The sequence below is a fragment of the Quadrisphaera setariae genome, from assembly GCF_008041935.1.
Lineage (GTDB): Bacteria > Actinomycetota > Actinomycetes > Actinomycetales > Quadrisphaeraceae > Quadrisphaera > Quadrisphaera setariae.
In genome coordinates, this window is record NZ_VKAC01000001.1 from 45,440 (window position 1) to 63,600 (window position 18,161).

17 protein-coding genes are annotated in these 18,161 nt (G+C 76.5%); 6 read left to right on the top strand and 11 right to left on the bottom strand.

Features of this window, described 5'->3' with window-relative positions:
* Positions 1-5: 5 nt before the first annotated feature.
* Positions 6-1,376 carry an MFS transporter gene (locus tag FMM08_RS00255; RefSeq protein WP_222710243.1) on the top strand — a complete coding sequence of 457 codons (1,371 nt, stop codon included), beginning with the start codon at positions 6-8 and terminating at the stop codon, positions 1,374-1,376.
* A gap of 132 nt (positions 1,377-1,508) precedes the next feature.
* Here FMM08_RS00255 and FMM08_RS00260 read toward each other — a convergent pair whose 3' ends face one another.
* The 7 genes from FMM08_RS00260 to FMM08_RS00290 form a co-directional block, all read right to left on the bottom strand.
* Complete coding sequence (locus FMM08_RS00260; protein ID WP_147924367.1) at positions 1,509-1,697, bottom strand: CstA-like transporter-associated (seleno)protein; 189 nt, start codon at positions 1,695-1,697, stop codon at positions 1,509-1,511.
* Entirely contained in the window at positions 1,694-3,913 is a 2,220-nt protein-coding gene (locus FMM08_RS00265) for a carbon starvation CstA family protein (protein ID WP_147924368.1), read from the bottom strand. The genes FMM08_RS00260 and FMM08_RS00265 overlap by 4 nt, the downstream gene beginning before the upstream one ends.
* 78 nt (positions 3,914-3,991) lie before the next feature.
* On the bottom strand, positions 3,992-4,684 hold the full coding sequence (gene trhA, locus FMM08_RS00270) for a PAQR family membrane homeostasis protein TrhA (RefSeq protein ID WP_147924369.1): 693 nt from the start codon (positions 4,682-4,684) through the stop codon (positions 3,992-3,994).
* A gap of 99 nt (positions 4,685-4,783) precedes the next feature.
* A complete protein-coding gene (trhA, locus tag FMM08_RS00275; protein WP_187279443.1) occupies positions 4,784-5,533 on the bottom strand; it encodes a PAQR family membrane homeostasis protein TrhA in 750 nt (249 codons plus the stop codon).
* Between the two features lie 90 nt (positions 5,534-5,623).
* The gene (locus tag FMM08_RS00280) at positions 5,624-6,664 is read right to left on the bottom strand and encodes an acyl-CoA dehydrogenase family protein (RefSeq protein ID WP_147924371.1); all 1,041 of its coding nucleotides are present in this window, start codon (positions 6,662-6,664) and stop codon (positions 5,624-5,626) included.
* Between the two features lie 13 nt (positions 6,665-6,677).
* Entirely contained in the window at positions 6,678-7,631 is a 954-nt protein-coding gene (locus FMM08_RS00285; protein ID WP_147924372.1) for a 1,4-dihydroxy-2-naphthoyl-CoA synthase, read from the bottom strand.
* A gap of 120 nt (positions 7,632-7,751) precedes the next feature.
* Positions 7,752-8,138, bottom strand: a complete 387-nt coding sequence (locus FMM08_RS00290; RefSeq protein WP_147924373.1) for a hypothetical protein — start codon at positions 8,136-8,138, stop codon at positions 7,752-7,754.
* Between the two features lie 77 nt (positions 8,139-8,215).
* Here FMM08_RS00290 and FMM08_RS00295 point away from each other — a divergent pair, with 77 nt between their 5' ends.
* Positions 8,216-8,602: a tautomerase family protein gene (locus tag FMM08_RS00295; protein ID WP_147924374.1), complete on the top strand. Its 387-nt coding sequence runs from the start codon at positions 8,216-8,218 to the stop codon at positions 8,600-8,602.
* 43 nt (positions 8,603-8,645) lie between these two features.
* On the opposite strand, the gene FMM08_RS00300 is transcribed toward FMM08_RS00295, so the two are convergent.
* Positions 8,646-9,752 (bottom strand): AbrB family transcriptional regulator, encoded by a 1,107-nt coding sequence (locus FMM08_RS00300; protein WP_255471896.1) that lies wholly within the window; start codon positions 9,750-9,752, stop codon positions 8,646-8,648.
* 121 nt (positions 9,753-9,873) lie between these two features.
* Here FMM08_RS00300 and FMM08_RS00305 point away from each other — a divergent pair, with 121 nt between their 5' ends.
* Positions 9,874-10,743, top strand: a complete 870-nt coding sequence (locus FMM08_RS00305; protein WP_222710244.1) for an SDR family NAD(P)-dependent oxidoreductase — start codon at positions 9,874-9,876, stop codon at positions 10,741-10,743.
* Between the two features lie 38 nt (positions 10,744-10,781).
* Entirely contained in the window at positions 10,782-11,483 is a 702-nt protein-coding gene (locus tag FMM08_RS00310; RefSeq protein ID WP_222710245.1) for an HAD family hydrolase, read from the top strand.
* Positions 11,484-11,530: 47 nt separating this feature from the next.
* Here the strand turns inward: FMM08_RS00310 and FMM08_RS00315 are convergent, their stop codons facing one another.
* The gene (locus FMM08_RS00315; RefSeq protein ID WP_147924376.1) at positions 11,531-12,286 is read right to left on the bottom strand and encodes a DUF6518 family protein; all 756 of its coding nucleotides are present in this window, start codon (positions 12,284-12,286) and stop codon (positions 11,531-11,533) included.
* A gap of 146 nt (positions 12,287-12,432) precedes the next feature.
* Between FMM08_RS00315 and FMM08_RS00320 the strand changes: the two genes are divergently transcribed.
* Together FMM08_RS00320 and menD are read left to right on the top strand one after the other, a co-directional pair.
* Complete coding sequence (locus FMM08_RS00320; RefSeq protein ID WP_222710329.1) at positions 12,433-13,509, top strand: o-succinylbenzoate synthase; 1,077 nt, start codon at positions 12,433-12,435, stop codon at positions 13,507-13,509.
* A gap of 26 nt (positions 13,510-13,535) precedes the next feature.
* Entirely contained in the window at positions 13,536-15,320 is a 1,785-nt protein-coding gene (gene menD / locus FMM08_RS00325; protein WP_147924377.1) for a 2-succinyl-5-enolpyruvyl-6-hydroxy-3-cyclohexene-1-carboxylic-acid synthase, read from the top strand.
* A gap of 41 nt (positions 15,321-15,361) precedes the next feature.
* Here the strand turns inward: menD and FMM08_RS00330 are convergent, their stop codons facing one another.
* Positions 15,362-16,732: an isochorismate synthase gene (locus FMM08_RS00330; protein WP_147924378.1), complete on the bottom strand. Its 1,371-nt coding sequence runs from the start codon at positions 16,730-16,732 to the stop codon at positions 15,362-15,364.
* A 102-nt stretch (positions 16,733-16,834) separates the two neighbouring features.
* Positions 16,835-18,142 (bottom strand): aldehyde dehydrogenase family protein, encoded by a 1,308-nt coding sequence (locus FMM08_RS00335; protein ID WP_222710246.1) that lies wholly within the window; start codon positions 18,140-18,142, stop codon positions 16,835-16,837.
* Between the last annotated feature and the right edge of the window lie 19 nt (positions 18,143-18,161).

Consider the following 18,161-nt stretch of genomic DNA (forward strand, 5'->3'; position numbering starts at 1 on the left):
GCGGCGTGGTGAGCACCCCCGCCCAGATCCACCAGCCCCGGGCGCGCCGGAGGCGCAGCGGGCGCGTCCACCCCGCGTGGGGCGTGGCGGCCGTCGCCTTCGTGGCGCTGGTCGGGGCCGCGGGGTTCCGGGCGGCCCCCGGCGTGCTCATGGTCCCGCTGCACGACGAGCTGGGCTGGTCCACCTCGCTGGTGTCGCTGGCCGTCAGCGTCAACCTCGTGCTCTTCGGGCTCACCGCACCCTTCGCTGCGGCGCTCATGGAGCGCTTCGGCATGCGCCGGGTCGTCGCGTGCGCGCTGCTGCTCATCGCGACCGGTGCCGCCCTGTCTTCGCGGGCGCAGGCCGCCTGGCAGCTGCTGCCCACGTGGGGCCTGCTCATCGGGCTGGGCACCGGGTCGATGGCGCTGGTGTTCGCGGCCACCGTGGCCGACCGGTGGTTCGTGCGGCGCCGGGGCCTCGTCATCGGGGTGCTCACCGCCGGCAGCGCCACCGGCCAGCTCTCCCTGCTGCCCGTCGTCGCCGTCACCTCCGACGCGCTGGGGTGGCGGACCGCCCTGCTCGTGGTGGCGGGCGCTGCGCTCGCCGTCGTCCCCCTGGTCCTGGCGCTCCTGCGCGACCGTCCGCTCGACCTCGGAGTGCTGCCCTACGGCGCCGAGCCGCGGCCGGACGAGGGGGCCGAGGCCTCCTCGCCGCTGGAGGCGGCCTCTCCCCGCGTCGCCCCGGCGCAGGCGCCCGCGGCCCGGGGAGGGGCGGCCGGCCGCGCTCTGGCGGCCCTGCGCACGGCGAGCCGGCGCCCGGCCTTCTGGGGCCTGGCGGGTGCCTTCGCCATCTGCGGCGCCACCACCAACGGGCTGGTGGGCGTGCACTTCGTGCCCTCAGCGCACGACCACGGCATGGCGACGACCACCGCCGCCGGGCTCCTCGCCGTCGTCGGGATCTTCGACATCGCCGGGACCATCGCGTCGGGCTACCTCACCGACCGGGTGGACCCGCGGCTGCTCCTGCTCGCCTACTACGCCTTCCGCGGCGTGGGGCTGCTCGTGCTCCCGTCGCTGCTCGGGCCGTCGGTGCACCCCAGCATGCTGCTGTTCGTCGTGGTGTACGGGTTCGACTGGGTGGCCACCGTGCCCCCGACGGCCGTCCTCTGCCGGGAGCTGTTCGGCTCCGCCGGCACCGTGGTCTTCGGGTGGGTGTTCGCCTCCCACCAGGTCGGTGCTGCGGTCGCCGCGGGCGCGGCAGGGGTGCTGCGCGAGCAGACCGGCACCTACACCGCGGCGTGGCTGGGCGGTGCGGCCCTGTGCGCCGTCGCCGCCGTCCTGTCCGTGTCCCTGCGGCGCGCCCCGCGCCAGGAGGCGCCCGCTCCGACGTCGCCCTGACCCCCGGACTCCTCGCAGCCGAGCACCCGCTTGCGGTCCAGGTGGCGTGACAACCGCAGCCGAGCGTCCGCTTGCGGTTCTGCTCCCCTCCAGACCGCAGCCGGGTCTCCGGCTGCGGTCCGGGGAACGGCCTCAGCAGCAGCGGGCGCCGGGGCTCGCCGCCTTCGCGTCGGTGCGCTCCCGCTCGAACTGGCGCCGGCTCACCGGGGTGTGCCCGTGCTCGCGGCAGTGCTCGAGGTAGGCGTCCCAGCGGGCGGTGCCGCCGATCTCCCGCAGGTACCAGCGCACCCCCGCCACGACGTCCGCCAGGCGCGACCTCACCGGTGGTCGCCGTGCGACCCGCCGGAGACCCGGCCGCCGGCCGCGGCGTGCACGCGCACGGCCTCCTTCTCCTCCGGGGTGGGGAGCATCCCCGCGGGCTCCACCAGCTGCGAGCGCTCGAACGGCACCTCCGTGGTGGGCAGCTGCCCGGCCCTCAGCGCTCGCACCACCACCACGGCCGCGTTGGCGGCCACCACGACCACCAGCAGCGCGAACAGCGACTGCAGCACGCCGTTGGTGGTGGAGTTGGTGACCACCTGCTGCATCTGCGCGGCGTCCTTGGCGGGCGCCAGCACCTCTCCGGCGGCGAGGGCGTCGCGGTACTTCGAGGCCTGCGCGAAGTAGCCGATGGCCGGGTTGGAGGAGAAGACCTTCTGCCAGCTGGCCGTCATCGTGACGACGAGGTCCCACGCCAGGGGCACGCCCGTCACCCACGCGTACCTCGCCTTGCCGTGCTTGATGAGCAGCGTGGTGCACAGCGTCAGCGCGATCGCCGCGAGCAGCTGGTTGGCGATGCCGAACAGCGGGAACAGCTGGTTGATGCCGCCGAGCGGGTCGGTGACGCCGGTGTAGAGGAAGTAGCCCCAGGCCCCCACGACGACGGCGCTGGCGGTGTACGTGCCGGTGCGCCAGGTCAGGTCGCCGAACTTCGGCCACACGTTGCCGATCGTGTCCTGCAGCATGAAGCGGCCCACGCGGGTGCCGGCGTCGACGGCGGTGAGGATGAACAGCGCCTCGAACATGATCGCGAAGTGGTACCAGAACGCCTGCATGTTCCCGCCGAACGCCTCGTGGAAGATCTGCGAGATGCCCATCGCCAGCGTCGGCGCACCGCCGGTGCGGGAGATGATGCTCGGCTCCTGGATGGCCGCGGCCGCCGCTGCCAGGGCGTCGGGCGAGGTGGCGAAGCCCAGGCCGCTCACGTACGCGGCCGCCGTCTCCGGGGTGCCGCCCGTGGCGCCGGCCGGAGCGTTCATCGCGTAGTAGAGGCCCTGGTCGATCACCGAGGCCGCGATGAGCGCGCTGATGGCCACGAAGCTCTCCATGAGCATGCCGCCGTAGCCGATGAACCTGACCTGCCGCTCCTTGGCCACCATCTTGGGCGTGGTGCCCGAGGAGATCAGGGCGTGGAAGCCCGACAGCGCGCCGCAGGCGATGGTGATGAAGACGAACGGGAACAGCGACCCGGCGAACACCGGCCCGTTCCCCTCGCGGGCGAAGCTGGTGACCGCGTCGTTCTCGAGCACCGGGCGGGCCAGCAGCAGCGCTGCCGCCAGCAGCACGATCACGCCGACCTTCATGAAGGTGGACAGGTAGTCGCGAGGCGTCAGCAGCAGCCACACCGGGAGCACCGAGGCGACGAAGCCGTAGACGACCAGCGCGATGACCAGCGTCTCCTTGGACAGGGTCAGCGACTCCGCCAGCCCCAGCTGGTCCACGTACCCGCCACCGATGATGGCGGCCAGCAGCAGGACGACGCCGATGGCGGTGGTCTCCAGCACCCGCCCGGGGCGCAGGTAGCGCAGGTACACGCCCATGAACAGGGCGATCGGCACGGTCAGGGCGATGGAGAAGACGCCCCACGGCGACTCGGCGAGGGCGTTCACCACGATGAGCGCCAGCACCGCCAAGATGATGATCATGATGGCGAAGACGGCGACCAGCGCCGCGATCCCGCCGACCACGCCGATCTCCTCGCGCACCATCTGGCCGAGGCTCTTGCCGTTGCGCCGCATGGAGAAGAACAGGACGACGAGGTCCTGCACGGCCCCCGCGAAGATCACGCCGACGACGATCCAGATGGTCCCCGGCAGGTAGCCCATCTGCGCCGCGAGCACCGGCCCGACCAGCGGTCCGGCGCCGGCGATGGCGGCGAAGTGGTGCCCGAACAGCACCCGTCGGTCGGTCACCTCGTAGTCGGTGCCGTTCTCGAGCCGCTCGGCGGGCGTGGCCCGGCGGTCGTCGGCGCGCAGCACCCGGTAGGTGATGAACCGGGAGTAGAAGCGGTACGCGATGGCGTAGGAGCACAGCGCCGCGAAGAGGATCCAGAGCGCGCTGACCGACTCCCCGCGCGCGATCGCCAGGACCGTCCAGCAGGCCGCGCCGACCAGCGAGACCGCCGTCCACAGCACCACCTGCCCGGTCCTGGAGCGGGGTGGTGCGGTCTGGGGCTGCTCGACCTCGTCCGGCTCGGACGTCGTCGTCGCGGTCGCCATGGTCGGCTCCTCGCTCTCGGCTGTGAGATCGCTGAGGAGGTTACGTCGGTCTCGCGGGGGACGCCTTCCCGGGGTGGGTCAGCGGTAGGCCAGCAGGCTGATCGCCACGTAGTGCGCCGGCCAGGCCAGCAGCGTCAGGGTGTGGAACACCTCGTGGAAGCCGAAGGTCCGCGGCCAGGGGTTCGGCCGCTTGAGGCCGTAGACGACCCCGCCCACCGTGTAGAGGGCGCCGCCCACCAGCACGAGCGTGAAGACCGCGACGCCGCCGTGGTCGAGCAGCACCGGCAGCGCGGGCAGCAGGGCCCATCCGAGCACCAGGGAGATGCTCGTGTGCAGCGCCCGGGGGCACCGGGGCCACAGCCAGCGGAAGGCCACCGCCAGCAGGGCCGCCGTCCACACCGTCGCGAGCACCCCGACCCGCCACCCACCGGTGAGGCCCAGCAGCGCCACCGGCGTCATGGACCCGGCGATGACCAGCGGGATGTTGCCGTGGTCGGCGCGCATCAGCCACAGCCGCGCGCGGTCCGACCAGCGGAAGCGGTGGTAGACGGCGCTGGTGGCGAACAGCAGCGTGCTCGTGCCCGCGAAGATCGCCACGGCCGTGGTGGCGGCGGCGCCGTTCGCCAGGCACACGAGCACGATCCCGGCAGCCAGCACCAGGGGAGCGGCGCCGGCGTGGAGCCACCCCCGCATGAGGGGCTTGAGCACGGGCGCCAGCGAGGCGGGGGAGGGCACGGTGACCCGCGAGGGGACCGGGTGGGACGCGCTCATGCGGGGCACCTCCGGAAGGCCGAGGGTCGGGACACCGTCATCCCGGTCCGGTCTACCACGTCCACCTGGCAGCTGACAGGGGCCGACCGGCAGCGGAGGTCATGCGCACAGCAGCCAGACGGCCGCGGCGTGGACGGGCCACGCCACCACCGTGAGGGCGTGGAACACCTCGTGGTGGCCGAACCACCGCGGCGACGGCTCCGGCCAGCGCGTCGCGTACACCGCGCCGCCGGCGGTGAACAGCACCCCGCCGACGACGACGAGCACGGCGACCACCGGCTGGCCGTGGGCCGCCACGGCCGGCAGGGAGGGGACCACCGCCCACCCGAGGGCCACCGTCCCCGCCGTGTGCAGCGGTCGCGGGCAGCTGGGCCACAGCCAGCGGGCGGCCGCAGCCAGCAGCGCGGCCGCCCAGACCGCGACCAGCAGCAGGCTGCCGTCGCGCCCGGGCAGGCCCACCACGAGCAGCGGGGTGGCGCAGGCCGCCACGGCCAGCGGGATGTTGCCGTGGTCGAGGCGCTGCACGCGCAGCAGCGCCTCCGGCGACCAGCTCAGGCGGTGGTAGAGCGCGCTCGTGGCGAACAGCACCGCGCTGACGGTCAGGTAGACCGCCACCGCTCCCGTCTGCGCAGGGGTGCCTGCGCGCGGGAGCAGCACCGCTCCGCTGGCCAGCACCACCGGTACGAGCCCGGCGTGCAACCACCCCCGCAGCAGCGGCTTCTCGGGTCGGCTCTCGACGGCGACGTCCGCCGTCGACGCCGGGGCGCGTCGCGGCCGCTGGTGCGGCAGCTCGGCGAGCGCGTCGGCGCTGACGGTGGGGGCGGGGAGGGCGGGCGTGGTCGCGCTCACAGGCCGCCGTTCTACCGGTCGCAGCGCTCCCACCGGCGACGCCGAGGTGGACGGCCGGTGACGCGGGCGCGAGAGGTCGGTGCCTCGGCCTCAGGCTCGGCGGGACGCCAGCAGCCCGTCGAGCAGGGCCTCGCGGATCGCCGGGCGCGAGCCGAAGACGAGCAGGAACAGCGCCTCGCGCACGGTCCGCTCCGCGAGGGAGGGGGCGATGACGGCGCTGCTGCCGGTCGCCAGCGCCAGCGCCGCCGCGGCCCGCCACGCCAGGTCGACGGCGGCTGCCCGTGCCCCCGGCAGGTCGTCGGGCCCGGCGGCGTCCAGCCGCACCCGCACGGCCCCCAGCTCCTCCGCCAGCGCCGCGCTCCGCTCGGCGTGGCGGTCGTCGGTGCGCATCGCCCGGACGCAGCGCTGGACCAGCCCCAGGGCGAGGGAGCCGTTGGGGCGCAGCCCCGCCGCGTCACCGGCGAGGAGGGCGGCGTGCTGCCCGCGCGCCACGAGCCGGTCCGCGCCCACGCGGAAGCCGTCGAGGTGCAGCTCCACGGTGCGGCTGGCCCGCACGGCGGCCAGCGGCAGCAGCTCGCCCCGCAGGCCCACCGCCTGGCCGCCGCGGCGCACCTCACCCAGGTCGAGCAGCAGGAAGAGCACCTCCTCGCCGTCCCGCGCGGTGAGGAGCACGGCGTCGAGCAGGCCCCAGCCCGTCACCCAGGGCACCTCGCCGTCGAGCACCCAGCCGTCGCCGTGCACGTCGTCGCCGCTGACCGGGCGCGCCACGACGGCGGCGGGCCCGGGGCGCAGCGCCGCCTGCAGCGCGATGCCGGCGTGCGCCCGCCCGGTGCGCAGGTCGTCGAGCTGCGCCGCCCACCGCTCGTCGCCACCGTCGGCGACGGCCGCCCCGAGCCACCGTGCGACGCCCACCTGCTGGATCCACACGAAGGCGGTGGCCAGGTCACCGGCGGCCAGCTCCTCGACCACGGCCAGCGCGTCCTCGCCGTCGGCCCGGCGCAGGCCCGCCGCGGCGAGCGCGTCGAGGTGGGAGCGCGGCACTGCGCCGGCCGCCTCGACGTCGGCCGCCTGGGGGGCGAGGAGCTCCTCGGCGAGAGCGCGCGCACGCTCCCGGACTCCTCGGTCGGGCACGGCGGCACCCTCCTCAGAAGTAGTAGGGGAACGGCGACCAGTCGGGCTCGCGGCGCTGCAGGAACGAGTCGCGCCCCTCCACGGCCTCGTCGGTCATGTACGCCAGCCGCGTCGCCTCCCCCGCGAAGACCTGCTGGCCCATGAGCCCGTCGTCCACGAGGTTGAAGGCGAACTTGAGCATCCGCTGCGCGGTCGGGCTCTTGCCGCACACCTCGGCGGCGACGCGCAGCGCCTCGCGCTCGAGGTCGGCGTGGTCGGCCACGACGTTCACCGCGCCCATGTCGGCCATGTCCTGCGCCGAGTACTCCCGCCCCAGGAAGAAGATCTCCCGCGCCCGCTTCTGGCCGACCATGCGCGCCAGGTACGCGGAGCCGTACCCGGCGTCGAAGCTGCCGACGTCGGCGTCGGTCTGCTTGAACCGGGCGTGCTCCCGGCTGGCGACGGTGAGGTCGCACACCACGTGCAGGCTGTGCCCGCCGCCGGCGGCCCACCCCGGCACGACGGCGACGACGACCTTCGGCATGGTCCGGATCAGGCGCTGCACCTCGAGGACGTGCAGCCGCCCGCCCTCGGCCGCTGTGCGCCGGGCGTCGACGCCCGCCGCGGTCTCGTCGGGTGCGTCACCGGCCGCGTACTGGTAGCCGGAGCGGCCGCGGATGCGCTGGTCGCCGCCGGAGCAGAACGAGTGCCCGCCGTCCTTGGGGCTCGGGCCGTTGCCGGTGAGCAGCACGCAGCCGACGTCGGGGGAGCGGCGGGCGTGGTCGAGGGTGCGGTACAGCTCGTCGACGGTGTGCGGGCGGAACGCGTTGCGCACGTGCGGCCTGTCGAAGGCGATCCGCACGGTGCCGCCGGCCGCTCCCGGCAGCACGCACCGGTGGTAGGTGGTGTCGGTGAGCCCCTCGAAGCCGGGGACGACCGCCCAGGCCTCGGCGTCGAAGGTGTCCGAGACCTCGGGCAGCGCGCTCACCAGGTCACCCTAGGCAGGCGCCGTCCTGCTCCGGCCCTCGGTCACCGGCTGGCGCCGCCGACGCTCAGCCAGACGAGCCCCGCCCCGGCGAACCACAGCGCGGGGACGGCGAGCAGGGCCTCATGCGCTCGCCCCGCCGGCGGCCAGCCACATCAGAGCCCCGCCGCCGAACCACAGCACGGGCACGCTGAGCGCCGCGGCGAGCGCGGTCCACCACGCCCGCCGCCGCCTGACCGACCGGACCACGGCCCACGCGCCGAGGCCCAGCACGCCCACCCAGGGGCCCACCGTCGCCACGGCAGCGCCGCCGAAGATCCCGAACAGGGCGCAGGTCTGCTCGGTGCAGCTGCTCACACCCATGACCAGACCGGCCACGGCCACCGTCGACACCAGCGCGAGCACGACGGCCAGGAGGAGCAGCCCGGTCGTCGCCACGAGGTCCGGGGTCGAGCGAGGAGGGCTGGTGGTGCTGGGAGGTGGCCCCGGCGGCGCCGAGCTGCTGGTCATGGCCGGTGAGCGTAGGGCGCTGGGTGCGGCCGGTCGGGGTCCCGCGCCGGGCCCGGCGCGTGTGGCAGCGTCTGCCCATGGCGCAGTTCAAGGTCTACGGCCGCGACACCTTCCTGCGCGGCGTGCGCAGCGAGCTGTCCGACGTCCTCCACGCCGCCGCGGTCGACGTGCTGCAGCTGCCGCCCAGCAAGCGCTTCCACCGCTTCTTCCCCATGACCGCTGACGACTTCCCCACCCCCGACGGCCGCACCGAGCGCTACCTCGTCGTCGAGGTGCTCATGTTCGAGGGCCGCGAGGTGGACACCAAGAAGGCCTTCTACGCCCGCCTCTACCGCGACGTCGGCGCCCTCGGCGTCGAGCCGGCGGACCTCGAGGTCACCCTCATCGAGACGCCCCGCCACGACTGGGCCATCCGGGGCCTGCCGGGCGACGAGCTGGCGCTGCCGTACCGCGTCGACGTCTGAGCCTCCCGACGACCACGAGGACGACGACGCGCGCGGGGGCGCCTCAGCGCCCCGGCCGCCTCCGCCGTCGTCGTCCTCCTCGACCCAGTGCGGCACCGATGAGCGGCGCCAGCAGCAGCATCACCAGCAGGCGGAGCACCTGGACGGCCAGCACCAGCGTGGTGTCGCCACCGCTGTCCGCCGAGGTCGCCACCACCGCGTAGAGCCCGCCCGGCGTGGTGGCCAGGTACGCGTCCAGCGTGGACGCACCGGCCAGGCGGAGCAGCGGGACGCCCACCGCGGCCGTCGCCCCGATGACCAGGACGATGAGGGCCAGCGCCGCCGGCAGCACCCGCCCGACGGTCTTCAGGTTGGAGCGCGTGAACGACAGGCCCACCTGCAGCCCGATCAGCGCGAAGGCCACCTGCAGCACCGGGCCGGGCACCGTCGCGCCCTGCGTGAGCCCGGTCGCCGAGACCGCGGCGGCCACCACCATGGGTCCGAGCAGCGGCGCGGCCGGAAGCTTCGCCAGGCGCGCCAGCCAGATCCCCACCGCCGCGACGACCGCGGTGAAGAGCACGTCGACCCACCACGGCGCCGCGCTCGCGGTGAGCCCACCGCCCGACCCGCTCCCAGCGCCACCCGGTGGTGCCCCGCTCGAGCCGCCGCCCAGCAGCACCGCTACCACCGGCATCGCCAGCAGGATGAGCAGCACCCGCAGGTACTGCACCACCGCCACCACCCGCTGGTCGGCGCCCAGCTCCCCGGCGATGGCGGTCAGCCCCGACGCGCCTCCGGCGACCATGGCGAAGGAGCCGGTGGCGGCGTCGACGTCGCGCCGGAGCCCCAGCAGCAGGCCCGCCAGCACGCTGACCAGCAGCGTCGCGACCACGGCCGCCAGCACCGGTGCCCAGGAGCCGGCCAGCTCGGCCAGGGTGGCGGGCTGCAGCAGCGCCCCCGACAGCACGCCCAGCACCGCCTGCGCGCCCTTGGAGACCGGCGTGGCCAGCTCCAGGCGCTCCCCGCGGCGCCACCGCGTCCGCGGCCAGCCGGTCAGCGCCACGACCAGCCCGGCGAGCACAGCGGCGAACAGGGCCGCGGACGGCACGCCCAGCCGCGTCATCCCCGCCGCGAGCGCGGCGGTCGCCGCGGCGACCACCAGCCACGCCACGTCTCCAGGCTAGGTCCGCCGCTGCGCCCCGCCCCGACCACCGGCACCCGGCGTGCCTCGCGTCGAGCGCAGCGACGGGCCCGAGATGGCCGAGAGGGCGGCGAGCGCTGATCCTGGGGAGGTGTCCAGCACCCCGAGCACCTCGTCCGGTGGGGCGCTGCCCCGCCTCGAAGGCCGCACCGTCGTCGTCTCCGGCGCCAGCTCCGGCATCGGCGCCGCCGCGGCGCGCCGCTTCGCCGCCGCCGGAGCGACGGTCGTCCCGCTGGGGCGCGACCCGCAGCGCACCGGCGCGCTCGCCGCCGAGCTGGGTGTCGAGCCCGTCCTGGCCGACTTCACGCGCCTCGACGACGTGCGCCGCGCCGCCTCCGAGGTGCTCGAGCGCTGCGAGCGCATCGACGTCCTGGCCAACAACGCCGGGGGCACGTTCCCGCAGCGCACCACCACGGTCGACGGCCACGAGAAGACCTTCCAGGTCAACCACCTGGCGACGTTCCTGCTCACCGCGCTGCTGCGGGAGCGCCTCGAGGCGACGCCCGGCGCCCGCGTCATCACCACCTCGAGCCGCGCGAACTCCTTCGGCCGCGTCGACCTCGACGACCTCGACAGCACGGCCGGCGCGTACCGCAGCTTCAAGGTCTACGGCACCACCAAGCTCGAGAACGTCCTCTTCACGCGTGAGCTGTCGCGCCGGATCGGTGGCACCGCGACGGCGTCGTGCTTCCACCCGGGCGTGGTCGGCACGGCGTTCGGCGCCGACTCGCCCCTGTTCCGGGTGCTCTACAGCCCGCCCCTGAGCCGCGTGCTCACCATCACCGCCGAGGAGGGGGCCGCGCCGCTGCTCGCGCTGGCCACCCGCCCCGACCCGGAGACCGTCGACGGTGCCTACCTCGACAGGTTCGCCCCCGGCCGTCCGAACCGGCAGGCCGACGACGTCGCGCTGGCGCGCGGCCTGTGGGAGCGGTCGGCGGCGATGGTCGGCGTCCCCGCCTGACAGTGAGGATGCAGGCGAGCCCCGGGCGTGGTCTCGACGTGCTGAGAGCGGTCGTCTTCGACCTGGACGCCACCCTCGTCGACCACGTCGGTGCCGCCACCGCGGGGCTGCGCGCCTGGCTGTCCGTTCGCGCGGTGGCGTCGACGCCCGAGCTGGAGGCCCGCTGGTTCGCGCTGGAGGCGGAGCACTTCAACCGCTGGCGCGACGGCGAGATCAGCCACGACGAGCAGCGCCGCGAGCGCCTTCGCGCGTTCCTGCCGCTGGTGGGATCACCGGTGGGCACCCCGGACGAGCTCGACGCCGAGTACGCGGGCTTCCTGGCCTCGTTGCGGCGCCACTGGCGCGCCTTCGACGACGTCCCGGCGGTGCTCGGCGCGCTGCGCGGCGGGGGACTGCTCACCGCCGTCCTCACGAACGGGGTGGAGGCGCTGCAGCGCGAGAAGCTGGAGCACCTCGGGCTCGTCGACGCGGTCGGACCGCTGTTCGCCGCCGACGCCCTGGGGGTGGCCAAGCCCCGGCCGGGAGCCTTCACCGCCGTGTGCGAGCGGCTCGGTCTGGAGCCGGGCCAGGTGCTCTACGTCGGCGACGACCACGAGGTGGACGTTCTGGGCGCTCGGGCCGCTGGCCTGCAGGCGGTGCTCGTCGACAGGACGGGCTCGGCGCCCCCGGCGGAGAGGTGCGCGGTCGCCTCGCTCAGCGAGGTGCTGGAGCTGCCCGAGGTCCGCGCAGCGCTGCGCTGAGCCGCCGAGGGCCCCTGCAGAGGCCGCCCGGCGCCGGCCAGGACCGCTCAGGCCGTGGCGATCCGCACGGCGGCGTCGAGCAGCGCGAACCCCGCGGCGCCGGCCGCGACGGCGACCGCGGCCGTGGCCCATCCCGCTGCGCGCTCACCGCGGCGCAGGCACACGAGCAGGACGACGACGGCCAGCGCCGCGAACGCCCATCCCGCGCTGGCCTGCCACGGGAAGAGCACCACCGTCCGGCCGCCGTCGGCCAGGGGAACCGCCGCCAGCAGGCCGGTGGCAGCGCCGCGCAGCACCCCCGTCTCGGTGGCGCGCACCAGCGCGGCCACCCCGACGAGGGCACCGCTGAGGAGGCCCGCGGCCGCCCACAGCACCACCGACGACCACGCGTGCGGGGTGCCGCTGACGAAGGCCGCCCACGCGTAGTACCCGGCCACCAGGCCCTGGGTGGTCGCCAGGCCCGTCACCAGCGCCAGGGCGAGAGAGGACCCGGTGGAGCCCCCGCGTCGCGGCACGGCCGCCAGCACCGCCGCGGTGAGCGCCGCCGGGAGGAGCACCCACGCCGTCACCGAGTTGGCCAGCGGCCCCCACGCCGTGGGAAGGACGCCCTGGGCGGCCTCGGTGGCCGCTCCCAGCATCACCGCGGCAGCCGTGGCGGCGGTCACCGCGGCCACCGCGGGTGCCGTGCTCTCCGAGCTGTGGCGCTGCTGCCGCTGCTGACGGGACTGCCGGGACTGCCGGTGGGGTGGACGCCCCGCGAGCGCCTGACGCCAGGAGGGGGCGGCGGGGGCTGCGGCGCTCATGCGTCGAGCCTGCAGCGCGTCCACCGCCGGCGTCGTCAGCCCGCGGCAGCGACGCCCGGGCCACCGCGTCAGCCCCCGGGATGATCTGAGAGCGTGGCGCGGTGGCTGGGAGGACTGCTGGTGGGGGGCCCGGCGGGCTCGGCGGGCTGGGCCGGGGGGGCGGTGCGGCCGGTGCGGCGCCGCCCCTGGAGGAGCTGCTGGCCGGCGCGGCGGTGGTGGCGCTGCCGCTGCGCGTGAGGTTCCGCGGCATCGAGGTCCGGGAGGCCCTGCTGCTGCGGGGCCCCGCCGGCTGGGGCGAGTTCGCCCCCTTCGCCGAGTACGACGACGCCACCTCCGCCGCGTGGCTGGCCGCGGGGGTCGAGGCCGCCTGGGCCGGCTGGCCGGAGCCGCTGCGCCAGCGGGTCACCGTCAACGCCACCGTCCCCGCCGTCCCCGCAGAGCAGGTGCCGGAGGTGCTCGCCCGCTTCCCCGGCTGCACCACCGCCAAGGTGAAGGTCGCCGAGCGGGGGCAGTCGCTGGCCGACGACCTCGCCCGGGTGGCGGCCGTCCGCGAGGCGCTGGCCGCACGCACCGGCGACGGAGCTCGCGTGCGCGTGCGGGTGGACGCCAACGGCGGCTGGAGCGTCGAGGACGCCGCCGCGGCGCTCACCGCCCTCACCGCGGGCCGGGGGCAGGGGCCGCTGCAGTACGCCGAGCAGCCCTGTGCGTCCGTCGCCGAGCTGGTCGCGCTGCGCGCACGGCTCGCTGCCGCGGGCGTCGCCGTCCCGATCGCCGCGGACGAGAGCATCCGGCGCGCCTCCGACCCCCTGGCGGTGGTGCGCGCGGGCGCCGCCGACGTCGCCGTCCTCAAGGTGCCGCCGATGGGCGGGGTCCGAGCGGTGCTGGCCCTCGCCGAGCAGTTGCGCGCCGAGGGCCTGCGCCGCACCGGGACGCCGGTGCCGGTGGTGCTGTCCAGCGCCCTGGACACCGCCGTCGGCCTGTCGGCGGGACTGGCCGCGGCGGCCGCGCTCCCGCTCGTCAGCGGCGAAGAGCAGCTGGCCAGCGGGCTGGGCACCGGGTCGCTGTTCGCCGTCGACGTCGCCGAGCCGCGGGAGCTGGCGGGCGGAGCGCTGCCCGTCGGCCCGGTCGAGCCCGACCCGGAGCTGCTCCAGCGGCACGCGGCGCCGCCGGAGCGACGTGACTGGTGGCTGAGGCGGCTGCGGCGCTGCCACGCGCTGCTGTGAGACCCGCCCCTGGCGATGATGGGTCGGTGCAGACCTCCGTCCAGCCGTCGACGCTGCTGGCGCGCACCGTCGTCGTCGCCCTCGCGAGGGCCGGGGTGCGCGAGGTGGTGCTGTGCCCCGGGTCGCGGTCGGCACCGCTGGCCTACGCCCTGCACGACGCGGACGCCGCCGGGCTGCTGCGCCTGCACGTCCGCCACGACGAGCGGGCCGCGGCGTTCACCGCGCTCGGCGCGGGCCGCGCCACCGGCGTGCCCGCCGCGGTGGTCACGACGTCGGGCACGGCCGTCGCCAACCTCCACCCCGCCGTCCTCGAGGCGGCCGAGGCCGGCGTGCCGCTCGTGGTGCTCTCCGCCGACCGCCCGCACGCCGTGCGCGGCACCTGGGCCAACCAGACCACCGCGCTGCAGGCCGGGCTGTTCGGCGCTGCTGCCCGGCACGCCCTCGACCTGCCCGTCCCACGGGCCCACGAGCCGCTCGCCAGGGCCCGCGCCACGTGGGCCGCGGGCGTCGCCGACCTCGTCGCTGCGGCGCTCGGGCAGCGCGGCACCCGGCCCGGCCCGGTCCACGGCGACCTCGCCTTCGCCGACCCGCTCGTGCCCGACGTCCCCTGGACCCCGCCCTCCCTTCTCGCACTTTCCGCAGAAAGTGCGAGAAGGGCCCCTTCCCAAGGCGCACTCGCCGCGGAAAGTGCGGGAAAGGAGGTCGCCGGGGGGCCCGAGCGCACGGTGGTCGTCGCGGGCGACGGACCCGCGCCCCTCGGGGCTCTGGCCCGCCGGCTCGCGGAGCGCCGCGGCTGGCCGCTGCTCGCCGAGCCCAGCTCCGGCGCCCGCGGCGGCCCGAACGCCGTCGCGGCCTACCGGCTGCTGCTCGACCAGCCCGCCCTCGGCGCTGCGGTGGAGCGCGTGGTCGCCGTCGGCAGGCCCACGCTCAGCCGGCCCGTGAGCGCGCTGCTGGCCCGCGCGGACGTCGACCTGGTCCACCTGGTCACCCACGTGGACGACCCCGGCCCCGCCCGCCCGCACCACCGCGTCCTGGTCAGCTCCGCCCGGCAGGGAGAGCAGGACCACGACCACGCCCGTGCGGGCGGGGACTGGCTGCGCCGCTGGCAGCGCGCCGGTGCCGCCGCCCAGGCCGTCACGGACGCCGTCCTCGACGACGAGGCCCGCGCCGGTCGCCTCACCGGACCGCTCCTCGCCCGCGAGGTGGCGGCCGCGGTCACAGGGACGGGAGCCCAGGACCTCCTCGTCGCCGCGGCGTCCAACGCCGTCCGCGACCTCGACCTCGCGGCCGCCCCGTGGGCCGACCCGGTCGCCGCTCCCCGGGTGCTGGCGGCCCGGGGCCTGTCGGGCATCGACGGGACCCTCTCGACCGCCACCGGCGCCGCGCTCGCGGCCGGGTCGCCCACCACGGTGCTCGTGGGCGACCTCGCCGTCCTGCACGACGCGAACGGCCTGCTCCTGCCGCCGGGCGAGCCCGAGCCGGACCTGCGCGTCGTCGTCCTCGACGACGACGGCGGCGGCATCTTCAGCGGCCTCGAGCACGGCGACCCCGAGCGCTCCGACCGGGCACGGGTCTTCGAACGCCTCTTCGGCACGCCCCACGGCCGCGACCTGGTGGCGATCGCCGCGGCGCTCGGCGTCCCGGCGCGCCGCGTGACCGACCTGGCCGACCTGCGCTCAGCGCTGGCGGCGCCGGTGCGGGGCCGCGAGGTGCTCGTGGTCCCCGCCGACCGCTCGGACCTGCGCGCGCTGCACGCCCGCATCCGCTCACGGGTCTCCGGCGCGGTGGCCGGCCTCGGCTCCGGCTCCTGACCGGCCCGACCCGCGAGGCTCGTCGGCCTGGTCTGACCGGGTCAGGCGCCGCCGAGCGCGTCGCGCACCGGCACGAGCTTGGCGTCGGACTCGGCCAGCTCGGCCATCGGGTCCGACCCCGCCACCACCCCGCACCCGGCGAACAGGCGCACGCGGCGGGCGTCGTCGGGGTCGATGCGGGCGCACCGCAGCGCCAGCCCGACCTCACCGTCGCCGCTGCCGTCCACCCAGCCGACGGGCCCGGCGTACCGGTCGCGGTCCATGCCCTCCAGCTCGGCGATGAGCGCCGCCGCCGCGGAGGTGGGGGTCCCGCAGACCGCGGCCGTGGGGTGCAGCGCCGCCGCCAGCTCGAGCACGCCGGGCGCACCGCCGGGGCGGGCGTCGTCCAGGACGCCGGTGACGTCGGAGGCGAGGTGCATGACGTTGGGCAGGTGCAGCACGAAGGGGGCGTCCGGCGCGGTCGTCGTCCGGCAGTGGGGCGCGAGGGCCGACACCACCGAGCGCACGGCGTACTCGTGCTCCTCCAGGTCCTTGCCGGAGCGCGCCAACGACCCCGCCAGGGAGGCGTCGCGCTCCTCGTCGCCGGTGCGGCGGATGGTCCCGGCCAGCACGCGCGAGTGCACGAGCCCGCGCTCGCGGCGGACCAGCAGCTCCGGCGTCGCCCCGACGAGCCCGTCCACGGAGAACGACCAGCACGACGGGTAGGCCTCGGCCAGGCGCGCGAGCAGCCAGCGCGGGTCGACCTCGTGCTCCGCCTCGGCGACGAGGTCGCGGGCGAGCACCACCTTCTCCAGCTCGCCGGCCTGGATGCGGGCGACGGCGCGGGCGACGGCGGTGGCCCAGCGCGGTCCGCACAGCGCGCCGTCGGCGTACCGCACGGCACCGGGCCCGCTCACCGGCTCCACCGGGTCCCCGGCGGCCACGGCGGTCTGCGCGACGGAGCCCACGGCCCCGACGGGAGCGTCGACGGGCTCGGCGGTGGTCACCCAGACGACGTCGCCGCGCCGGCCCACGAGGACCTCGGGGACGACGAGCACGCCGCCGCCCGCCGAGGCGGCGTCGAACGAGAGCGACGTGAACGCCACCGGGCCGGTCCCGGGCAGGTGGACGTCGTCGACGACGGGGGCTCCGAGCACGAGGTCGCGCCAGGCAGCGGCGGCGGTGGCGAAGCGGTGCTCACCGCCGGCCTCGACGCGGGCGGCCTCGCCCCAGCCGACCAGCCCCTCCTCGCGGCGCACCCACGCCAGCGGGCTGGACGAGGGGGAGCGGCGGGTGAGGACGTCGAGCAGGGGACCCGGGTCGGAGACCCGCGTCGTGCGCCAGCGCAGCCTGGCGCGCACAGCGCCCGGCGAGCCCGGCTCGAGCGAGCGGGGCTGGGGCGGACGGCTCGAACGGCCGACGGTCGTGGTCATCACCTTCCAGGCTAGGCGCCCGTCGCGCGTGCGCAGCCGCAGCGGTCCCGCGGAGTGACGACCACCACCACGCCGGTCCAGCCGACCGGCCCAGTCGTGCGGTCAGCCGCGCAGGGAGTCCTGCACGGCGTCGGCGCCGCTCGTGCCGGCGGGCAGCACCACGAACTGCCGCAGCACGAGGTCGCCGCCGGTCACCGGACCCCGCGGGCCGGGCACCGAGTCGACGCTGATGCCGGTCTCGGGGACGCCCAGCAGCTTGTAGCCGTCGAGCAGCCGGGTGGTCGTGTTCCAGAAGCCGCCCGTGCCGCCCCACGCGCCGAGGAACTCGGCGGCGGTCCCGGCGTCCTCGGTGACCACGGTGGCGGCGATGCCGCTGGTCTCCGCCGCCGCGAGCGCCGTCGCCTCCACGGGGCCCGCCACGGGGGCGACGGTGACCCGGGCCTCCCGGCCGGAGTCGAGGGCCCACTCGTGGCCGAGCTCGTGCTCGTGCGGGGGCAGCAGCGCCTCCACGCCGGCGTCGCCGAGCACCTCGACGGCCACCTGGCTCAGCTCCTCCCAGCGGGCGGAGTGCACCAGCAGCAGGTTGAGGCGGTTGCAGACGCCGAGCCTGTCCACCCCGGCGCGCAGCAGCGACCGGAACCGGTCCAGGTCAGCGGCGACGTCGGCGTACATGACCCCGCCGCCGTCGGCGTGGGCCAGCACGCGCGTCCCCGCGGACGCGCCCAGGCGCGAGAGGTGCCGGGTGGTCTCCCCGGAGCCGCGCACGATGACCAGGGGCACCAGGTCGGGCTGGGCCACGAGCGCCTCGGCGGCGTCGTGCCCGGGCTCGCGGACCAGCTCCACCGCGCCGTCGGGCAGGCCGGCTGCGGCCAGCGCCGGGGTGAGCACCTCGTCGACGAGCACGGCGGAGGTGCCCAGCGCCGCCGAGCCGGTGCGCAGGACGGCGGCGCTGCGCGCGCGCAGCACCTGGCCCGCCACGTCCAGCGTGACCGCGGGACGCGCCTCGTACGTGGCACCGATGACGCCCACGGGCACCCGGCGCTCCCACACGGCGCCCTCACCGCCCGGCAGGTCGCGCACGAACGCCATCCGGGGCTGGGCGGGCAGCGCGGCGATCTCGCGCAGCTGCTGCGCCGCGGACTCCAGGCGCGCCGGGTCGAGGCGGAGCCTGTCGAGCAGCCCGGCGCTCATCCCGCGGTCCTGCGCCGCGGCGACGTCGCGGGCGTTGGCGGCCAGGACGGCGCCAGCGGCCCCGGCCACCCGGTCGGCGGCGGCGGCGAGGGCCTCGCTCACCCGGGCGTCCGGAGCGGTGCGCAGCGCGACGGACGCGGCGTGCGCGCGACGGGCAGCGGCCCGGACGGCCTCGGTGGCGCTGGTCTGGGTGGTGGCGTCGCCGGAGGTGCTGCTCACGGCCGCAGAGCCTACGGGG

Bases quoted from the DNA above. Each gene is read 5' to 3' on its own strand.
- FMM08_RS00265 (WP_147924368.1), bottom strand. From the start codon at position 3,913: ATGGCGACCGCGACGACGACGTCCGAGCCGGACGAGGTCGAGCAGCCC.
- FMM08_RS00295 (WP_147924374.1), top strand. From the start codon at position 8,216: ATGGCGCAGTTCAAGGTCTACGGCCGCGACACCTTCCTGCGCGGCGTG.
- FMM08_RS00290 (WP_147924373.1), bottom strand. From the start codon at position 8,138: ATGACCAGCAGCTCGGCGCCGCCGGGGCCACCTCCCAGCACCACCAGC.
- FMM08_RS00315 (WP_147924376.1), bottom strand. From the start codon at position 12,286: ATGAGCGCCGCAGCCCCCGCCGCCCCCTCCTGGCGTCAGGCGCTCGCG.
- FMM08_RS00330 (WP_147924378.1), bottom strand. From the start codon at position 16,732: ATGACCACGACCGTCGGCCGTTCGAGCCGTCCGCCCCAGCCCCGCTCG.
- trhA (WP_147924369.1), bottom strand. From the start codon at position 4,684: ATGAGCGCGTCCCACCCGGTCCCCTCGCGGGTCACCGTGCCCTCCCCC.